This window comes from Streptomyces sp. NPDC058052 (assembly GCF_042885515.1).
GTDB lineage: Bacteria > Actinomycetota > Actinomycetes > Streptomycetales > Streptomycetaceae > Streptomyces.
The window spans coordinates 387,491-401,924 of record NZ_JBHVRX010000004.1 but is presented as its reverse complement, the minus strand read 5'-3'; the positions used below and the strand labels follow the sequence as shown (position 1 = coordinate 401,924).

Below are 14,434 nucleotides of genomic sequence, written 5' to 3'. Positions count from 1 at the left end.
ATGGGAGCGGGGCACGCGCACAAGCTGTACCGGCGGGGGGACTCGCCGGTGCACGGCCTGCCCCCGCACACCAAGCTCGTCGCCGTCCTCGGCTTCGTGCTGGTCGTCGTCACCACCCCGCGCGAGGCCGTCTGGGCCTTCGCCGGCTACGCGACGCTGCTCGCCGCGGTCGCCGCGGCGGCCCGTGTCCCCGCCGGCTTCCTGCTGCGGCGGCTCGCCATCGAGATCCCCTTCGTCGCCTTCGCCCTGCTCATGCCCTTCGTGGTCCCCGGCGAGCGGACGACGGTCCTCGGCGTCTCCCTGAGCCTCCCCGGGCTGTGGGGCGCCTGGAACATCCTCGCCAAGGGCACCCTCGGCGTCGCCGCCTCCGTGCTCCTCGCCGCCACCACCGAACTCCGCGCCCTGATCCTCGGACTCCAGCGCCTCGGCCTGCCGTCGCTGCTCGTCCAGATCGCCTCGTTCATGATCCGGTACGGCGACGTCATCACCGACGAGATGCGCCGGATGTCCATCGCCCGCCGCTCCCGCGGCTTCGAGGCCCGCGGCGTCCGGCACTGGGGCGTCCTCGCCAAGTCCGCCGGCGCGCTCTTCATCCGCTCCTACGAGCGCGGCGAACGCGTCCACCTCGCCATGGTCAGCCGCGGCTACGCCGGCACCATGCCGGTCCTCGACGAGCGGCCCGCCGCCCGCGCCCAGTGGGCGACCGCCCTGGCGCTGCCGCTCGCCGCCCTCTCGATCCGCCTCCTCGCCCTCCTGGGATGACCACGATGACCACCGCCCCCTCCCTCGACGTGCGCGGCCTCGCCTACGCCTACCCCGACGGCCACCAGGCCCTCTTCGGCGTGAACCTCACCATCGGGCGCGGCGAGCGGGTCGCGCTCCTCGGCCCCAACGGCGCCGGCAAGACCACCCTCGTCCTCCACCTCAACGGCATCCTCGCCGCCGGCGCGGGCAGCGTCACCGTCGCCGGGCTGCCCGTCGGCAAGAAGCACATGGCGGAGATCCGGCGGAAGGTCGGCATCGTCTTCCAGGACCCCGACGACCAGCTCTTCATGCCGACCGTCCGCGAGGACGTCGCCTTCGGCCCGGCCGCGGCCGGACTGCGCGGCGCCGAGCTGGACGCGGTCGTGGAGCGGGCGCTGGCCCGCGTCGGCATGGCCGCGTACGCCGACCGGCCCCCGCACCACCTCTCCTTCGGCCAGCGGCGCCGGGTCGCCGTCGCGACCGTCCTCGCCACCGAGCCCGAGATCCTCGTCCTGGACGAGCCGTCCTCCAACCTGGACCCGGCCTCCCGCCGCGAACTCGCCGACGTGCTGCGCTCCCTCGACGTGACCGTCCTCATGGTCACCCACGACCTGCCGTACGCCCTGGAGCTCTGCCCGCGCGCGCTGATCCTCAGCGAGGGCGTGATCGCCGCGGACGGCCCGACCCGCGCGATCCTCTCCGACGAGGAGCTCATGGCCCGCCACCGGCTCGAACTGCCTTTCGGATTCGTTCCGGGTTCCGTCGCCTGAGACCATGGGACCCGTTCATACGAAAGGATGAGTGGGTCAGGTGGACGTCCAGGGCACGGTGGCGCCGGGCTGGGAACCGGTCGGGGCCGCGTTCCTGCGCAACTTCGAGGAGCGCGGGGAGAAGGGCGCGGCGGTCGCCGTCCACCACGACGGAGCGAAGGTCGTCGACCTGTGGGCGGGCACCAAGGACGCCGACGGCACGGAACCCTGGGAAGAGGGCACCGCGCAGATCGTCCGCTCGGCCACCAAGGGGGTCGCCGCCGCCGTCCCCCTCCTCCTCCACCAGCGCGGCCGGATCGACCTGGACGCCCCCGTCGCCACCTACTGGCCCGAGTTCAAGGCGGCCGGCAAGGACCGCGTGACGGTCCGGCAGCTCCTCGCCCACCAGGCGGGCGTCCCCGTCCTCGACCGCCCGCTCACCCTCGCCGAGGCCACCGACCTGGAGACGTCCACCGCGGCCATCGCCGCCCAGGCGCCCGTCTGGGAGCCCGGCACCGCCCACGGCTACCACGCCCACACCTTCAGCTGGCTCCTCTCCGGCCTGGTCCACCGCGTCACCGGCCGCACCCTCGGCCACTGGGTCGCGGACGAGGTGTCCGGCCCGCTCGGCCTCGACCTCTGGATCGGCCTCCCCGGCACCGAGGCCCACCGCGTCGGCCGCGTCGCCCCCGTGGAGGCCCCCGAGGACACCGGCGCCCTCCGCCTCCGCCCCAAGCGCTCGGTCACCCAGGCGTGGGAGGACCCCGGCTCCCTCACCCGCCGCGCCTTCGAGGTCATCACCCCGCGGCCCGACGAGAACGACCCGGCCTACCGCGCCGCCGAACTCCCCGGCGCGGCGGGCGTCGCCACCGCCCGCGCCCTCTCCCGCTTCTACGCCGCCACCCTCGGCCCCCTCGCCGACGGCGCCCCCCGGCTCTTCGCCCCCGCGACCCTCGCCCTGGCCCGCACCGAGGAATCGGCGGGCCCGGACCGGGTCCTCCTGGTGGGCACCCGCTTCGGCCTCGGCCACATGCTCCACGGCCCCGCCTCTCCCCTCCTCGGCCCCACCTCCTTCGGCCACCCCGGCCGCGGCGGCTCCCTCGCCTTCGCCGACCCCGACTCCGGCACCGCCTTCGCCTACGTCACCAACGGCATGCGCAAGACGGTCACCTCGGACCCGAGGGCCCAGGCCCTGGTCCGCGCGGTCCGCGCGTCCCTCGACGCCCGGAACCTCCCGCCCGGCCCGGCCTGACCGCCCGGTTCCTCCGTCACGGCGGGCCGTGAGGGTAGCCGTGGCCCCGCAGGCGGTGCTGAGATCGGAGGGTGGATCTCACGAGGCGGTACGCGGGGCGGACGGCGCTGATCACCGGCGCGGGCAGCGGGATCGGCGCGGCGACCGCGCGCCGGCTGGCGGCGGAGGGGGCGCGGGTCCTCGTCACGGACGTCGACGAGGCCGCGGCCCGGCGGGTGGCGGCGGAGCTGCCCGACGCCGCGGCCGTCCGCCTCGACATCACCGACCGCGCGTCGATCGACCGCGTGTTCCGGGAGCTGCCCGCCCTCCACGTCCTCGTCAACAACGCCTTCGTCCCCTTCGCCGACGACCCCGACGAGCACTGGCGCCGCCAGCTCGACGGCACCCTCCTCGGCGCCGTCCACTGCTCCCGCGCCGCCCTCCCGCACCTCGCGGCCGGCGCCGGGGCGGTCGTCACCGTCGGCTCGGTCAACGCCGAGGCCGACTTCGGCGACCACGCCTACAGCGCCGCGAAGGCCGCCCTGGGCTCCTTCACCCGCACCCTCGCCGGGGAGGCGGCGGCCCTCGGGGTCCGCGTCAACCAGGTCAACCCGGGGACCGTCGCCACCCCCGCCTGGGCCGGCAAGGAGACCGGGCTCGCCGCCCTCGCCGCGCGCGCCTACCCCCTGGGCCGCGTCGGCACCCCCGACGACATCGCCGCCGCCGTCGCCTTCCTCGGCTCCGCCGACGCCGGCTGGATCACCGGCACCACCCTCCGCGTCGACGGCGGCCTCCTGGCCGTGAACCGGCACTTCCGCGAGATCCTGGGCGACTGAGGCCGCTCCGGAGAATTTCCCGGCCGGGGCGCAACCCCGGGAGGTGCCGCACGTCTGGTGGGTTGAAGGCGCCCTTCAGACCGTGTCCCCTCGCCCCCTCGGGAGAACCCATGTCCACCGCATCTCCGCGCCGCCCCCGGATCCTCGGCGCCCTCACCGCCGCCGGACTCCTCCTCGGCGGCGCCTTCACCGCCCAGGCCGTCGCCGACGCGGGCCCGGCCCCGGCCCCGGCCGCGCCGAAGGCCACGGCGCCGGACCAGGCGGCCCCGGCCCCGGCGGCTCCCCAGGCGGCGCCCGCGCCGGAGGCGGCGGCCCCGAAGGCCGTGACGCCGAGGCCCGCGGCGCCGAAGGCCGTGACGCCGAGGCCCGCGGCGCCGCGTACGCCGGCGGGCGAGGCCACCCCGGCTCCGGTTCCGGCCCCCGTCTCGACCCCGGCTCCGGTTCCGGCCCCCGTCTCGACCCCGGTCCCGGTCCCGGCCCCCGTCGCCCCCGAGCGCGCGCCCGAGGTGATCCACCCGGGCGCCGGCGCCGCGAAGTAGCACCAGGCAAGGGGGAGGGGCGGGCCGGCCCGCCCCTCCCCGCCGGCACTCCGGAACGAGTCCCATGCAGTACGCGACAGCCGCAGCGCCACCGACGTGGTGGTCCCGTCTCCTCGCGCGCGTGTCCCGCGCCGAGGACGTCCACGTGCCCCGGGGCCGCCCCCTGCGCGCGCCGCCGGCGTGGCACGACGAGGGGCGACCGCCCTCCCTGACCGAGCTGTACCGGGCCTGGCGGCTCGACATGGTGCGGCTCGCGCTGTTCCTGGTCGACGACCTGCACACGGCCGAGGACGTCGTCCAGGACGCCTTCGCCGCGGTCTGCCGCGCGTACGGCACCTCGCTCGCCGGCCTCCAGGACCCCGGCGCGTACCTGCACACCGCCGTCGTCAACGCGTCCCGCTCCGTCCTGCGCCGCCGCCGCACCGCCCGCGCCTACACCCCGCCCCACCAGGGCGCCGGACCGCCCGTCGACGAGGGGCTCCTCCTCGCCGAGGAGCACCGCGAGGTCCTCGACGCCCTGGCCGGACTCACCCGCCGCCAGCGCGAGGTGCTCGTCCTGCGCTACTGGTCCGGGCTCACCGAGGCGCAGATCGCCCAGACCCTCGGCCTCTCCCGGGGCACCGTCAAATCCACCGCCAGCCGAGCCCTCGACGCCCTGGAGAAGAGACTGGAGGCGTCCCGATGACGACCCCGCGCCGCCCCGGAGGGACCCCCGCCGAGGACCGCCTCCGCGCCGCCCTCGCCGCCCGGGCCGCCCTCCTCACCCACCGGGACCTGCGCCCCGCCGCCCCTCCCGAGGGCCGCACCTGGGGCACCCGCCGTGTCTGCGGAGCCGCCTTCGCCGCCGTCGTGGTCGCGGCCGCGCTCGCGGTCCTCACCCTGCTCCCCACCGGCACCTCGCCGGCCCCCGTCCCGCCCGCCCACCGGCCGAGCCGCGACGTCACGCCGTCCGCGCCGCCGTCCCCGCCGCCGACACGGACCCCGGGCCCGGCGGCCCCGTCCGTCGCGCACCCCACCCCCGTGCCGTAGGGCGCGGGGCGGCGGCCGCCGCCCGGGCTCAGCCCATGTGCAGCATCAGGCCGATCCCCACCACCATCAGGCCGGCCGCGGCGACCCGGGGGCCGCCGAAGCGCTCCTTGAAGAAGAGGGCGCCGATGGCGGCGCCGACGATGATGGACGACTCGCGGAGGGCGGCGATGGGGGCGAGGGGGGCCTGGGTCTGGGCCCAGAGGACGAGGGCGTAGGCGGCGACCGAGAGGGCCGCGCCGAGGAGGCCGCGCGCCGCGTGCGGGCGCAGCGCGGGCAGGAGCGCGCGGCGCCGGACCGCCAGGGCGTACGCCGGGATGACCAGGCCCTCCAGGACCATCAGCCAGGCGATGTAGCCGAGCGTGGTGCCGGAGGCGCGGACGCCGACGCCGTCGACGACCGTGTACAGGGCGATGGACAGGCCGGTGGCGAGGGCCGCGAGCAGCGCCGGCCCCTGCGACGCGCCCTTGCCGCGGACGCCCCACAGGGCGAGGCCGGTCAGGCCCGCGCACGCCACGGCCACGCCGAGGAGCTGCCGGCTGTCCGGCACCTCGTGGACGAAGACGGCCGCGAGGAGCGTCACGACCAGCGGGGCCGTACCGCGCGCGATCGGGTACATCTGCCCGAAGTCCCCCAGCGTGAAGGACTTCATCAGCAGCGCGTAATAGGCGACGTGCAGCGCCGCCGAGGCGATCAGGTACGGCCACGCCCCGGCGGCGGGCACGGGGACGAAGGGGACGAGCGCCAGGCCGATCAGCGCTCCGCCGCCCGCGATGAGGGTGAAGGAGAGCAGCTGGTCCCGGATGTGGTGGGCGAGGGCGTTCCACGACGCGTGCGTGACCGCCGCGATCAGCACCACGCACGCGACCAATGGCGTCACGCCGTACGCTCACGCACGTCCGCGAGGGTCGCGCCCGCGTGGGCGATCAGTTCCTTCGGGGGCAGGGCGAAGACGGAGTGCGGGGTGCCGGCCGCCGCCCACACCAGGGCGTGGTCGAGCAGGCCCTCGTCGGCGAGGACGCGGGTCCGGGTGCGGTGCCCGAAGGGCGGTACGCCGCCGATCGCGTACCCGGTCGTCTCGCGGACCACGCGCGCGTCGGCCCGCGTGACCTCCCCGGCGCCCAGCGCCTCCCGGACCCGCTCGACGTCCACCCGCGAGGCCCCGTCCATCAGGACCAGCACCGGCACCCCGTCGGCGGCGAAGATCAGCGACTTCACGATCTCGGAGACCCGGCAGCCGATGGCGTCGGCGGCCTGCTGCGCGGTGCGCGTCTCGTCGGGGAAGCGGCGGACCTCGACGTCGAGGCCCGCCTCGGCGAGGGCGGCGGCGAACTGGGGGTGGGCGGCGGAGGCGTCGGTCGTCATGCCCGCACGGTAGCGGTAGGTGTACGAGCCATGCGACGCCTTTCCGCCCCCTGGTCACCGGGGGGGGCGTCCGGACCGGGGTTTCCTTCCGGATCCTGCCGGCCCGACCCGGAAGGAACCCGGAAGGAACCCGGAAGGAACCCGGAGGAACCCGGAAGGAAAGGCCCGGCTAGCCCGCCTTCAGCACGTCCGCCACCACCGGGCCCGCCGCGTCGCTGCCGTGGCCGCCGGCCTCGACGACGGCCGCGGCGGCGAGGTCGCCCGAGTAGCCGGTGAACCAGCTGTTGGAGGTGGACTGCGTCCCGACCTCCGCCGAACCCGTCTTCGCGCCCTTGGGCGACGGCACCCCGGTCATCGCCCGCACGGCGGTGCCGCGCGCGCCGGTGGCCGTCTCCTTCATCATCTTCCGGAGCCCGGAGGCGACCGCGTCCGGCAGCGGCTCGGCGGTGGCGAACTCCCGCCCGTCCAGGTCCTTCGGGACCAGGTACGGCTGCCGGAAGCGGCCGTCCTTCACGGTGGCGGAGACCGACGCCATGTTGAGCGCGTTCATGGTGATCCTGCCCTGGCCGATGTACGAGGCGGCGGTCTCGGTGCCGCTGGACTCGGGCACGGACCCGTCGGTGGTCTGCACGCCGACCGACCACAACTCGCCGAGTCCGAACCACTCGCGGGCGGTGTCGCCGAGCGCGGTGTTGTGGACGCCCTTGGCCTGGAGGGGCTTGATCGCCTTGATGAAGGCGGTGTTGCAGGACATGGCGAACGCGTTGGTCAGATCGCCGGAGGTGGTGAAGCGGCCGAGGTTCTGGAAGGTGGCCCCGTCCCACTGCACGGTCGCCGGACACTCGACGGGCGTGCCCGGCTGGGCGATCCCGTACCGCATCATCATCGCGGCCGACACGATCTTCATCGTGGAGCCGGGGGCCTGCTTGCCCTGGAAGGCGGTGTTGAAGCCGGAGGCGGGGTTGTTGGCGACCGCCCGGATCGCTCCCGTCGACGGCTCGACGGCGGCGACGGCCGCCTTCGGGAACCGCTTCACCGCCTTCTCCGCCGCCGCCTGCACCTCGGCGTCGATGGTCGTCCGCAGCTCGCCGGGCTTCCCGGCCGACAGCACGAGGAGCGTGCTGCTCGGCGTGCCGTTCTCGTTCTCGATCCAGGTCTCGACCCCGGCCTCGCCGCCGGCCTTCCCGCCGTACCGCTGCCGCAGCGCGTCAAGGACGGGTCCGAGGGAGGGGTACTTCTCGGGCGGCAGCGCGACGCCCTTGTGGTCGACGGCCCTCACCGCCGGGGCCTTCGCCGTGCCGGTCCGCAGCGTGGCGCCGGCGGTGAGCTTCGGGTGCAGCACGGCGGGCGCCCACCGCACCAGCGGCCGGCCGGTGGACTCGCCGCGGACCACGGCGAGCTTCGACTCGTACGTCCACGGCTTCGACACCCCGCCGTACGTCACGGTCGCCGTCACGGTGAACGGCACCGTCGCCCCGACCGGCGTCCCGGGCGTGATCCGTGCCTCCGAGACGCCGGCCCCCTCCCGGTACGAGGCGATCGCCGGGCCCGCCGTCACCGGATCGTTCGTCATCTGACCGGCCCGATCGGCCTCGCCGGCCGCCCAGGCGGCGAGGAACTCCCGCGCGGTCGCGGTGACTTCCTCCGGCGTCACCGGCCCCGTCCGCGGCGCCGACTGCGTCCCGATGTCCGTCGAACCGCCGGTGATCCCGGTCCAGAGGTTGTACCCCCCGTACCCGACGCCGCCGGCGACGACCAGGAACACTCCCCCGACGATCCCCGTTCTGACTCCACTGCGCATGACTGGGTTCCCCTCCCCGTGTGGACCATCGAGTCAAGCAGCCGCCACCGACAACTGTCGAGCGTGGTCGGGTCACACCCGCCCCATCCCACCGCAAACGGAATTTTCCCTTGCGAAGGACGTGTGAAGGCCCCGGAACCCCCGTCCCGGCGGTGGCGCCGCTCGTGTCCCTCAATAGGATGCGGTCCGGCGTTGCTACCGCATCGACGGGTCGACGAGGAGGAGCCACCATGGCGTGGGACGAGTGGAACCAGCTCAAAGCGGAGGCTTCCGGGGCGTCCTCGACCCGGATGCAGCTGAACCGGGTGCCGGACGAGCAGGACGGCAAGTCGCTCTCCACCAACAGCCAGGGCGACCTCAAGGTCGTCAACGAGCACCTCGCCAAGATCGGCGACCACGCCTTCGGCCTCTACAACCGGCTGTGGCGCGAGGGCAGGGTCGCCGAGGCCACCACCGACTCCGCCGCCTCCGACCTCTCCGGCCAGGGCTTCGACCTGGGCGGCGCGCTCAGCCACGTCTCCATCAGGTGGGCGTCCGCCCTGGCGGATCTCATGGACGCCTGCGCCCACATCTCGAACCACATGGACTACACGAAGAACGCCCACGCCGGCGACGAGATCTTCATCGAGCGGCGCATGAGCGGCATCGCCACCCTCGACGCGGGCTTCGACGAGCGGGCCTCCGAGCCCGGCAAGCCGAACGGCGTGTACGGCGAGAAGGAAGACAAGGGCGACAAGAAGGACGGCAAGTGATGGACTTCGACACCCTGCTGCACGCCAAGTTCGGCACGCTCGACACGGCGCTGACCGACTGGAACACCCTTGTCACCAACCTGGAGAAGCTGGAGAAGGACGCGAGCGAGGGCCTGAAGGGGGCCGCCGCCAAGGCCGACTGGCAGGGCGTGAACTCGCAGGTCGGGCGGAAGTTCATCGACAAGACCGCCGGCGAGTTCGGCGACGCGCACACGCAGGCCACCTCCATCCGCAACATCCTCCGCGACACCCTCGGCGAGCTGAAGAAGGCCAAGACCGACCTGGAGGGGGCCATCGCCACGGCCCGGCTCCAGATGGTCTCCGTCGTCCCCTCCGGGAAGAACTTCGTGGCCAAGGCCATGGACGGCGACGCCGGCAAGGACGTCAAGCAGAGCACCGTCGACGGCGTCCGCGACCAGATCGACCGGATCATCTCCGGCGCCGCGGAGAGCGACAGCTCCGCCGCCAAGGTCCTGCGCGCCCTGGTCGACCAGGCCGGGAAGGGCTTCGGCGACGCCAAGTACGGCGACCGGGACCAGGCCGCCGACGCGATGAGGACGGCCGAGAACCTCGCGAACCTGGCGAAGAAGGACCCGAAGAAGCTGACGGAGGCCGAGTTCGACACGCTGCTCGCCGGCCTCACCAAGTACCACGGCGACGACCTCTTCGCCTCCGCCTTCGCCCAGAAGCTCGGCGCCCGGGGCACCCTCGACTTCTGGGCGAACCTGAACGACCTGAACGACCGGGACCAGCCCGCCGACGGCAAGCGGTACGAGCAGTACAAGGACCTCCAGAAGAACCTCGGCCTGACCCTCGCCAACGCCACGCAGAGCGCGAGCCCGGACATGTCGCGGTGGAAGTTCGACATGCTCCAGGCCGTCGAGAAGCCGATCGGCCCCGGCAGCGGCGTCTCCGGCTACGTCGTGATGAGCAACCTCATGCGCTGGGGCGACTACGACGACGACTTCCTCACCAGCTACGGCAGCAACATGCTCGCCAAGGAGCAGGAGGGCGTGCGCGACGGCCGCCGCCCCGAGCAGATCTGGGGCTACTACGGCGGCGGCCTCTGGCCCCACCTGAACGCCACCGGCACCGACGCCGGCTTCGACCCGATGACCGGCTACATGAAGGCCCTCTCCAACAGCCCCGACGCGGCGACCGAGTTCTTCACCTCGGAGTTCATCGCGAAGGACACCGAGAACAACCCCTTCAAGCGCGACACCGACGGCGACGGCAACAAGGGCCACATCGGCCTCTCCAACTTCCAGTACCTCTTCGAGGAGCGGGAGTGGGTGCAGGACCAGGACTCGGAGGGCGAGAAGAGCATCTCCGGCAAGAACTACCTCGCCGCCGCCCTGGAGGCCGCCACGACGGGTCACCCGGCGGGCGAACTCCCGACCCCGGCCACGAGCACGCACTCGCCGGAACAGGCGAAGCTGTACGGCGACCTCGTCAAGTCCGTCTCCGAGGTCCCGTCCCGCCTCACCGACAACGGCTTCATGTCGGACAGCATGGGCCAGATCTCCGCCGAGTACATGGCGGACATCCACCGCGGTCTGAGCGCGGCGGAGGTCAACGTGGACAAGCTCTACCCGGTGCAGGGCGCGGTGGCGGAGCTCGGCGAGCAGGACCTCACGCGCTTCATGTACGCGGTCGGGCAGAACCCCGAGGGGTACGCCGCACTGACCGTGGGCCAGCACGCCTACACGGCGTCGGCGATGGAGTACCACTTCGCCCATCCCGAGGCGTACGTCCAGGACGACAAGTACACGCCCACGCAGAACCTGGAGCCCGCCATCAAGGACATCGCCCGGAACGCGGGCGAGATCCAGGGAACCCTGGGCGCCGGCCGGGCGTACGCGAGCGAGCTGGACGCCGGCAACAAGGACGCCGAGTTCAACGACGCCATCACGAAGGCGGGCGAGCTCGGGGAGTCCCTCGTCGGCATCGGCGTGGGCGTCGGCACCGCATCGATGGTGGGCCCGGGCGGAGTCATCGCCGGCGGCGTCGCGGAGACGGTCGCGGGCGAGATCATCGGCAGCCTCACCGAGGGCCTGATGAAGGACAGCTCGGGCGAGGTCATCTACCGCAACGGCGAGGAGATCGGCGACACCCGCGACTCCACGTTCCGCCTCGTGGAGAAGGCCGCCCAGGACGCCGGCGAGAAGTCCGGCAACCCGTCGCCCCACATCGTGTCGCTGGTCGCCACGGAGACGGAGCTGGGCTTCACCAACGCCCAGGCCGCCGTCGGAGACTTCGTCGACGGCGTGGGTGTTCCCAAGGCGCTGGAAAAGGACAAGTGATCATGAAGCTGACGAAGAAGCGCGGCATCGTCGCGCTCGTCGTCCTGGCGCTGGCCGCCGCCTGGGCGGGCATCAGCCATGCCACGAACACCCCGCCCTTCAAGAAGCCGCGGGGCACGATCGAGGCGGCCGGCCTCTGCCCCTCGTTCGGCGAGTCGCAGGAGGCGGCGGACATCCTGAACCGGATCCTGCCGTACGCGCCCTCGTACCGGATCTCCCGGGAGGAGGGCGAGCGCCGCTCCACCGACCCCCGGGACATCTACCACAGCTCCCGGTGCTTCATCCGCGGTGACGGCCGGCTGCTCACGGTCCGCACCGAGATGCAGGGCGGACCGACCGAGAAGGGGTGGGAGAAGGAGGTGCTCGACATGGTCTCCGCCGGTTCCGCGGAGCCCTTCGACGCGGGCCGCTGGGCCTTCACCACCTCCACGCCCAAGGTCGCCGCCGTCTACTCCGCGTGCCTGCCGTACTCCGACGCCGGCCTGAGCACCTCCGTCCAGCTCCGCGACCCCGTCCCCGCCGACCGGCTCGACGACCTCCGCCGCCTCGCGGAGATCGCCGCCGGACAGGCCCACGAGGCGGCCCGGTGTACGCTCCCCGCGGACACCCCCCGGAAGTAGGCGGGGAAGGAGAAGAGGGCGCGACCACCGGTCGCGCCCTCTTCTCACGTCCGCGCGGCGAGATCGGCTTTCGAGCGCGGCCCTCGCCGCTCGGCACGAGGGGGTGTCCGCCACCTGGTTCGGCCCCTCCACCGCGCTCGACGGCGCGATCGAAGAGGCCGCTAGAGGGCTCTGGGGGGAGCGTGAGTGTCAGTTGTGGCCGCGAGGAGCGTGGCCTGCGGGGTTCTGGTTCTCGGACTCCTGAGTCAGTGAACTGCCCTTGCAGGACGGCTGCTGGCCGCCGGGCTCGTGGCCCCCGTTGTTGGTGCAGGAGATGTCCACCGGCTGAATCTTGGCCTCCGCGATCGAGGCCCCACCGACGCCCAGTGCGAAGGCGGCCGCCGTGGCGGCGAGTGCGGCACCGATCCTCTTGGTCTTCGTGGTTCCGGTCATGATGTGCTCGATTCCACGGGTGCGGTACTCGTTGCCCACGTTTGTCCGGAGCACTCCATTTGTCAAATGGAGGGGCATGGATGAGCAGATGAGGTAAACCAGTTGGTTCGGAATCAACTAAAACCGTGTCCTAGGGGGCGAGACCGAGAACGGTCGGCTGACACGTGAGGCCCGTCGCCCGGCTCGTCGTCCCGGGGTGTCTGAGCAGCTAGACCCACGTGTCCAGCCACATCCGCGCCCGCCACTGGTCCATCGGGATCGGGGTCGCCGTGTAGATCGGCCAGAAGTAGATGAAGTTCCAGACGATCAGCAGGACCAGGCAGCCCGCCGCCACCGCGCCGAAGGTGCGGCGCTTCTCCGTGGCGCCCTTCGGGCCGATGATCGCGCCGATCATCATCGCGACCGCGAGGCACAGGTACGGGACGAAGACGACGGCGTAGAAGAGGAAGATCGTGCGCTCCTGGTAGAGGAACCAGGGGACCCAGCCGGCGGCGACGGCGCAGGCGATCGCGCCGGCCCGCCAGTCGCGGCGGAAGGCCCAGCGCCAGAGGACGTACACGAGGGCGAAGCAGGCGGCCCACCACAGGAGCGGGGTGCCGAGGGCGAGGATCTCCTGGGCGCACTTCTCGCCGGCGGAGGCGGGGCAACCGGCGGTGCCGGGGGCGGGGGACTCGTAGAAGTAGGAGACCGGGCGGCCGAGGACGATCCAGGACCAGGGGTTCGACTCGTACGTGTGGGGAGAGGTCAGGCCCACGTGGAAGCTGTAGACCTCGGTCTCGTAGTGCCACAGGCTGCGCAGCCACTCGGGCAGCCAGGACCAGGTGCCGCCGCCGTTCGGGAGCGCGTCCTGCTTGGCGGCCCAGTCGCGGAAGTAGCCCTTGTCGGTGACGAGCCAGCCGGTCCAGGTCGCCAGGTAGGTCGCCAGCGCCACCGGCACCACCGACACGAACGCCGGCAGCACGTCCTTCTTGATCACCGAGAGGTACGGGCGGACCGCGCCGGCCGTGCGGCGGGCGCCGACGTCCCACAGGGCCGTCATCAGGCCGAAGCCGACCATGACGTACAGGCCGTTCCACTTGGTGGCGGCGGCGAGGCCCAGCATCACGCCGGCCGCGATGCGCCAGGGGCGCCAGCCGAGCCGCAGGGTCTCGGCGATCTCCGCGTCGGGGCGGAGCACGCCCTCGTCGTCCTCGGGGAGCGCGGCGGCGAGCCGTCTCCGCGTCCGGTCCCGGTCCAGGACCAGGCAGCCGAAGGCCGCCAGCACGAAGAACATCAGCACCTGGTCGAGGAGCGCGGTGCGGCTCATCACGAAGTGCAGGCCGTCGACGGCGAGCAGCAGGCCGGCGAGGCAGCCGAGGAAGGTGGAGCGGAAGAGCCGGCGGCCGATCCGGCACAGCATCAGGACGGAGAGCGTCCCGAGGAGCGCGACCATGAACCGCCAGCCGAACGGTTCGAAGCCGAAGATCTTCTCGCCGAGGCCGATGACCCACTTGCCCATCGGCGGGTGGACGACGTAGCCGGGGTCGGTCGGGATCAGGACCGAGTCGGGGTTCGCCAGGATCGTCTTGTCGATGTCCTTGGGCCACGCCCCCTCGTACCCCTGGTTGATCAGGGCCCAGGAGTCCTTGGCGTAGTACGTCTCGTCGAATATCACCGCGTGCGGCTTGCCCAGGTTCCAGAACCGGAGCACGCCCGCGACGGCCGCGACCAGCAGCGGCCCGCCCCACGCGGCGAGCCGCCAGACCCGGTCGGCGGCGGCCGGGCCGAGCCCGAGCAGCGACGTGACGCGCTGCGAGGGCCGGGTGTACGGCGGGTCGAGCCGGTCCCTGGTGCCGATGGAGAGCGTGCCGGTGGCGGGCGGACGGTAGCCGAAGCGACGCAGCCGGAGCTGCCACGAAGAGGGCTCGGCCACGGTCTTCGCCATGGGGTGCTGGCCCTCCAGGGCCTCGGGTGCGGTTCGGGTCACCGCGCCATCGTAGGGACTGCGCCTGTGCGCGCGTAGGGACCGGGCCCGCGCAGGTCGCCCGCCCGGGGTC

15 protein-coding genes are annotated in these 14,434 nt (G+C 73.2%); 10 read left to right on the top strand and 5 right to left on the bottom strand.

Features of this window, described 5'->3' with window-relative positions:
- The 7 genes from cbiQ to ACFVU3_RS08595 all read left to right on the top strand — a co-directional run bounded on the left by cbiQ (position 1) and on the right by ACFVU3_RS08595 (position 5,128).
- The gene (gene cbiQ, locus ACFVU3_RS08625; protein ID WP_390064845.1) at positions 1-762 is read left to right on the top strand and encodes a cobalt ECF transporter T component CbiQ; all 762 of its coding nucleotides are present in this window, start codon (positions 1-3) and stop codon (positions 760-762) included.
- Positions 759-1,514, top strand: coding sequence for an energy-coupling factor ABC transporter ATP-binding protein (locus ACFVU3_RS08620; RefSeq protein ID WP_390064843.1), 756 nt, complete (start codon positions 759-761; stop codon positions 1,512-1,514). Before cbiQ ends, ACFVU3_RS08620 begins: the two co-directional genes overlap by 4 nt.
- 40 nt (positions 1,515-1,554) lie before the next feature.
- A complete protein-coding gene (locus tag ACFVU3_RS08615) occupies positions 1,555-2,745 on the top strand; it encodes a serine hydrolase domain-containing protein (RefSeq protein ID WP_390064918.1) in 1,191 nt (396 codons plus the stop codon).
- Between the two features lie 71 nt (positions 2,746-2,816).
- A complete protein-coding gene (locus ACFVU3_RS08610) occupies positions 2,817-3,560 on the top strand; it encodes an SDR family NAD(P)-dependent oxidoreductase (protein WP_390064842.1) in 744 nt (247 codons plus the stop codon).
- Positions 3,561-3,670: 110 nt separating this feature from the next.
- On the top strand, positions 3,671-4,099 hold the full coding sequence (locus tag ACFVU3_RS08605; protein WP_390064841.1) for a hypothetical protein: 429 nt from the start codon (positions 3,671-3,673) through the stop codon (positions 4,097-4,099).
- Between the two features lie 64 nt (positions 4,100-4,163).
- Entirely contained in the window at positions 4,164-4,784 is a 621-nt protein-coding gene (locus tag ACFVU3_RS08600; protein ID WP_390064839.1) for an RNA polymerase sigma factor, read from the top strand.
- Positions 4,781-5,128: a hypothetical protein gene (locus ACFVU3_RS08595; protein ID WP_390064838.1), complete on the top strand. Its 348-nt coding sequence runs from the start codon at positions 4,781-4,783 to the stop codon at positions 5,126-5,128. The genes ACFVU3_RS08600 and ACFVU3_RS08595 overlap by 4 nt, the downstream gene beginning before the upstream one ends.
- Before the next feature lie 28 nt (positions 5,129-5,156).
- On the opposite strand, the gene ACFVU3_RS08590 is transcribed toward ACFVU3_RS08595, so the two are convergent.
- The 3 genes from ACFVU3_RS08590 to ACFVU3_RS08580 form a co-directional block, all read right to left on the bottom strand.
- Complete coding sequence (locus ACFVU3_RS08590) at positions 5,157-6,005, bottom strand: EamA family transporter (RefSeq protein WP_390064837.1); 849 nt, start codon at positions 6,003-6,005, stop codon at positions 5,157-5,159.
- A complete protein-coding gene (locus ACFVU3_RS08585) occupies positions 6,002-6,490 on the bottom strand; it encodes a YbaK/EbsC family protein (RefSeq protein ID WP_390064835.1) in 489 nt (162 codons plus the stop codon). The genes ACFVU3_RS08590 and ACFVU3_RS08585 overlap by 4 nt, the downstream gene beginning before the upstream one ends.
- 169 nt (positions 6,491-6,659) lie before the next feature.
- On the bottom strand, positions 6,660-8,291 hold the full coding sequence (locus ACFVU3_RS08580) for a penicillin-binding transpeptidase domain-containing protein (RefSeq protein ID WP_390064834.1): 1,632 nt from the start codon (positions 8,289-8,291) through the stop codon (positions 6,660-6,662).
- Positions 8,292-8,521: 230 nt separating this feature from the next.
- On the opposite strand from ACFVU3_RS08580, the gene ACFVU3_RS08575 reads away from it, so the two are divergent.
- Genes ACFVU3_RS08575 through ACFVU3_RS08565 form a run of 3 tightly spaced genes read left to right on the top strand, consistent with a single transcriptional unit; the run spans position 8,522 to position 11,966 of the window.
- A complete protein-coding gene (locus ACFVU3_RS08575; protein WP_390064833.1) occupies positions 8,522-9,043 on the top strand; it encodes a hypothetical protein in 522 nt (173 codons plus the stop codon).
- Positions 9,043-11,346: a hypothetical protein gene (locus ACFVU3_RS08570; RefSeq protein WP_390064832.1), complete on the top strand. Its 2,304-nt coding sequence runs from the start codon at positions 9,043-9,045 to the stop codon at positions 11,344-11,346. Before ACFVU3_RS08575 ends, ACFVU3_RS08570 begins: the two co-directional genes overlap by 1 nt.
- A 2-nt stretch (positions 11,347-11,348) precedes the next feature.
- Complete coding sequence (locus ACFVU3_RS08565; RefSeq protein ID WP_390064831.1) at positions 11,349-11,966, top strand: hypothetical protein; 618 nt, start codon at positions 11,349-11,351, stop codon at positions 11,964-11,966.
- A gap of 189 nt (positions 11,967-12,155) precedes the next feature.
- Here the strand turns inward: ACFVU3_RS08565 and ACFVU3_RS08560 are convergent, their stop codons facing one another.
- Positions 12,156-12,398 carry a hypothetical protein gene (locus tag ACFVU3_RS08560; protein WP_390064829.1) on the bottom strand — a complete coding sequence of 81 codons (243 nt, stop codon included), beginning with the start codon at positions 12,396-12,398 and terminating at the stop codon, positions 12,156-12,158.
- A gap of 208 nt (positions 12,399-12,606) precedes the next feature.
- Entirely contained in the window at positions 12,607-14,364 is a 1,758-nt protein-coding gene (locus ACFVU3_RS08555) for a dolichyl-phosphate-mannose--protein mannosyltransferase (protein ID WP_390064828.1), read from the bottom strand.
- Positions 14,365-14,434: the final 70 nt, after the last annotated feature.

Bases quoted from the DNA above. Each gene is read 5' to 3' on its own strand.
- cbiQ (WP_390064845.1), top strand. From the start codon at position 1: ATGGGAGCGGGGCACGCGCACAAGCTGTACCGGCGGGGGGACTCGCCG.
- ACFVU3_RS08620 (WP_390064843.1), top strand. From the start codon at position 759: ATGACCACGATGACCACCGCCCCCTCCCTCGACGTGCGCGGCCTCGCC.
- ACFVU3_RS08605 (WP_390064841.1), top strand. From the start codon at position 3,671: ATGTCCACCGCATCTCCGCGCCGCCCCCGGATCCTCGGCGCCCTCACC.
- ACFVU3_RS08600 (WP_390064839.1), top strand. From the start codon at position 4,164: ATGCAGTACGCGACAGCCGCAGCGCCACCGACGTGGTGGTCCCGTCTC.
- ACFVU3_RS08595 (WP_390064838.1), top strand. From the start codon at position 4,781: ATGACGACCCCGCGCCGCCCCGGAGGGACCCCCGCCGAGGACCGCCTC.
- ACFVU3_RS08585 (WP_390064835.1), bottom strand. From the start codon at position 6,490: ATGACGACCGACGCCTCCGCCGCCCACCCCCAGTTCGCCGCCGCCCTC.
- ACFVU3_RS08580 (WP_390064834.1), bottom strand. From the start codon at position 8,291: ATGCGCAGTGGAGTCAGAACGGGGATCGTCGGGGGAGTGTTCCTGGTC.
- ACFVU3_RS08575 (WP_390064833.1), top strand. From the start codon at position 8,522: ATGGCGTGGGACGAGTGGAACCAGCTCAAAGCGGAGGCTTCCGGGGCG.
- ACFVU3_RS08570 (WP_390064832.1), top strand. From the start codon at position 9,043: ATGGACTTCGACACCCTGCTGCACGCCAAGTTCGGCACGCTCGACACG.
- ACFVU3_RS08565 (WP_390064831.1), top strand. From the start codon at position 11,349: ATGAAGCTGACGAAGAAGCGCGGCATCGTCGCGCTCGTCGTCCTGGCG.
- ACFVU3_RS08560 (WP_390064829.1), bottom strand. From the start codon at position 12,398: ATGACCGGAACCACGAAGACCAAGAGGATCGGTGCCGCACTCGCCGCC.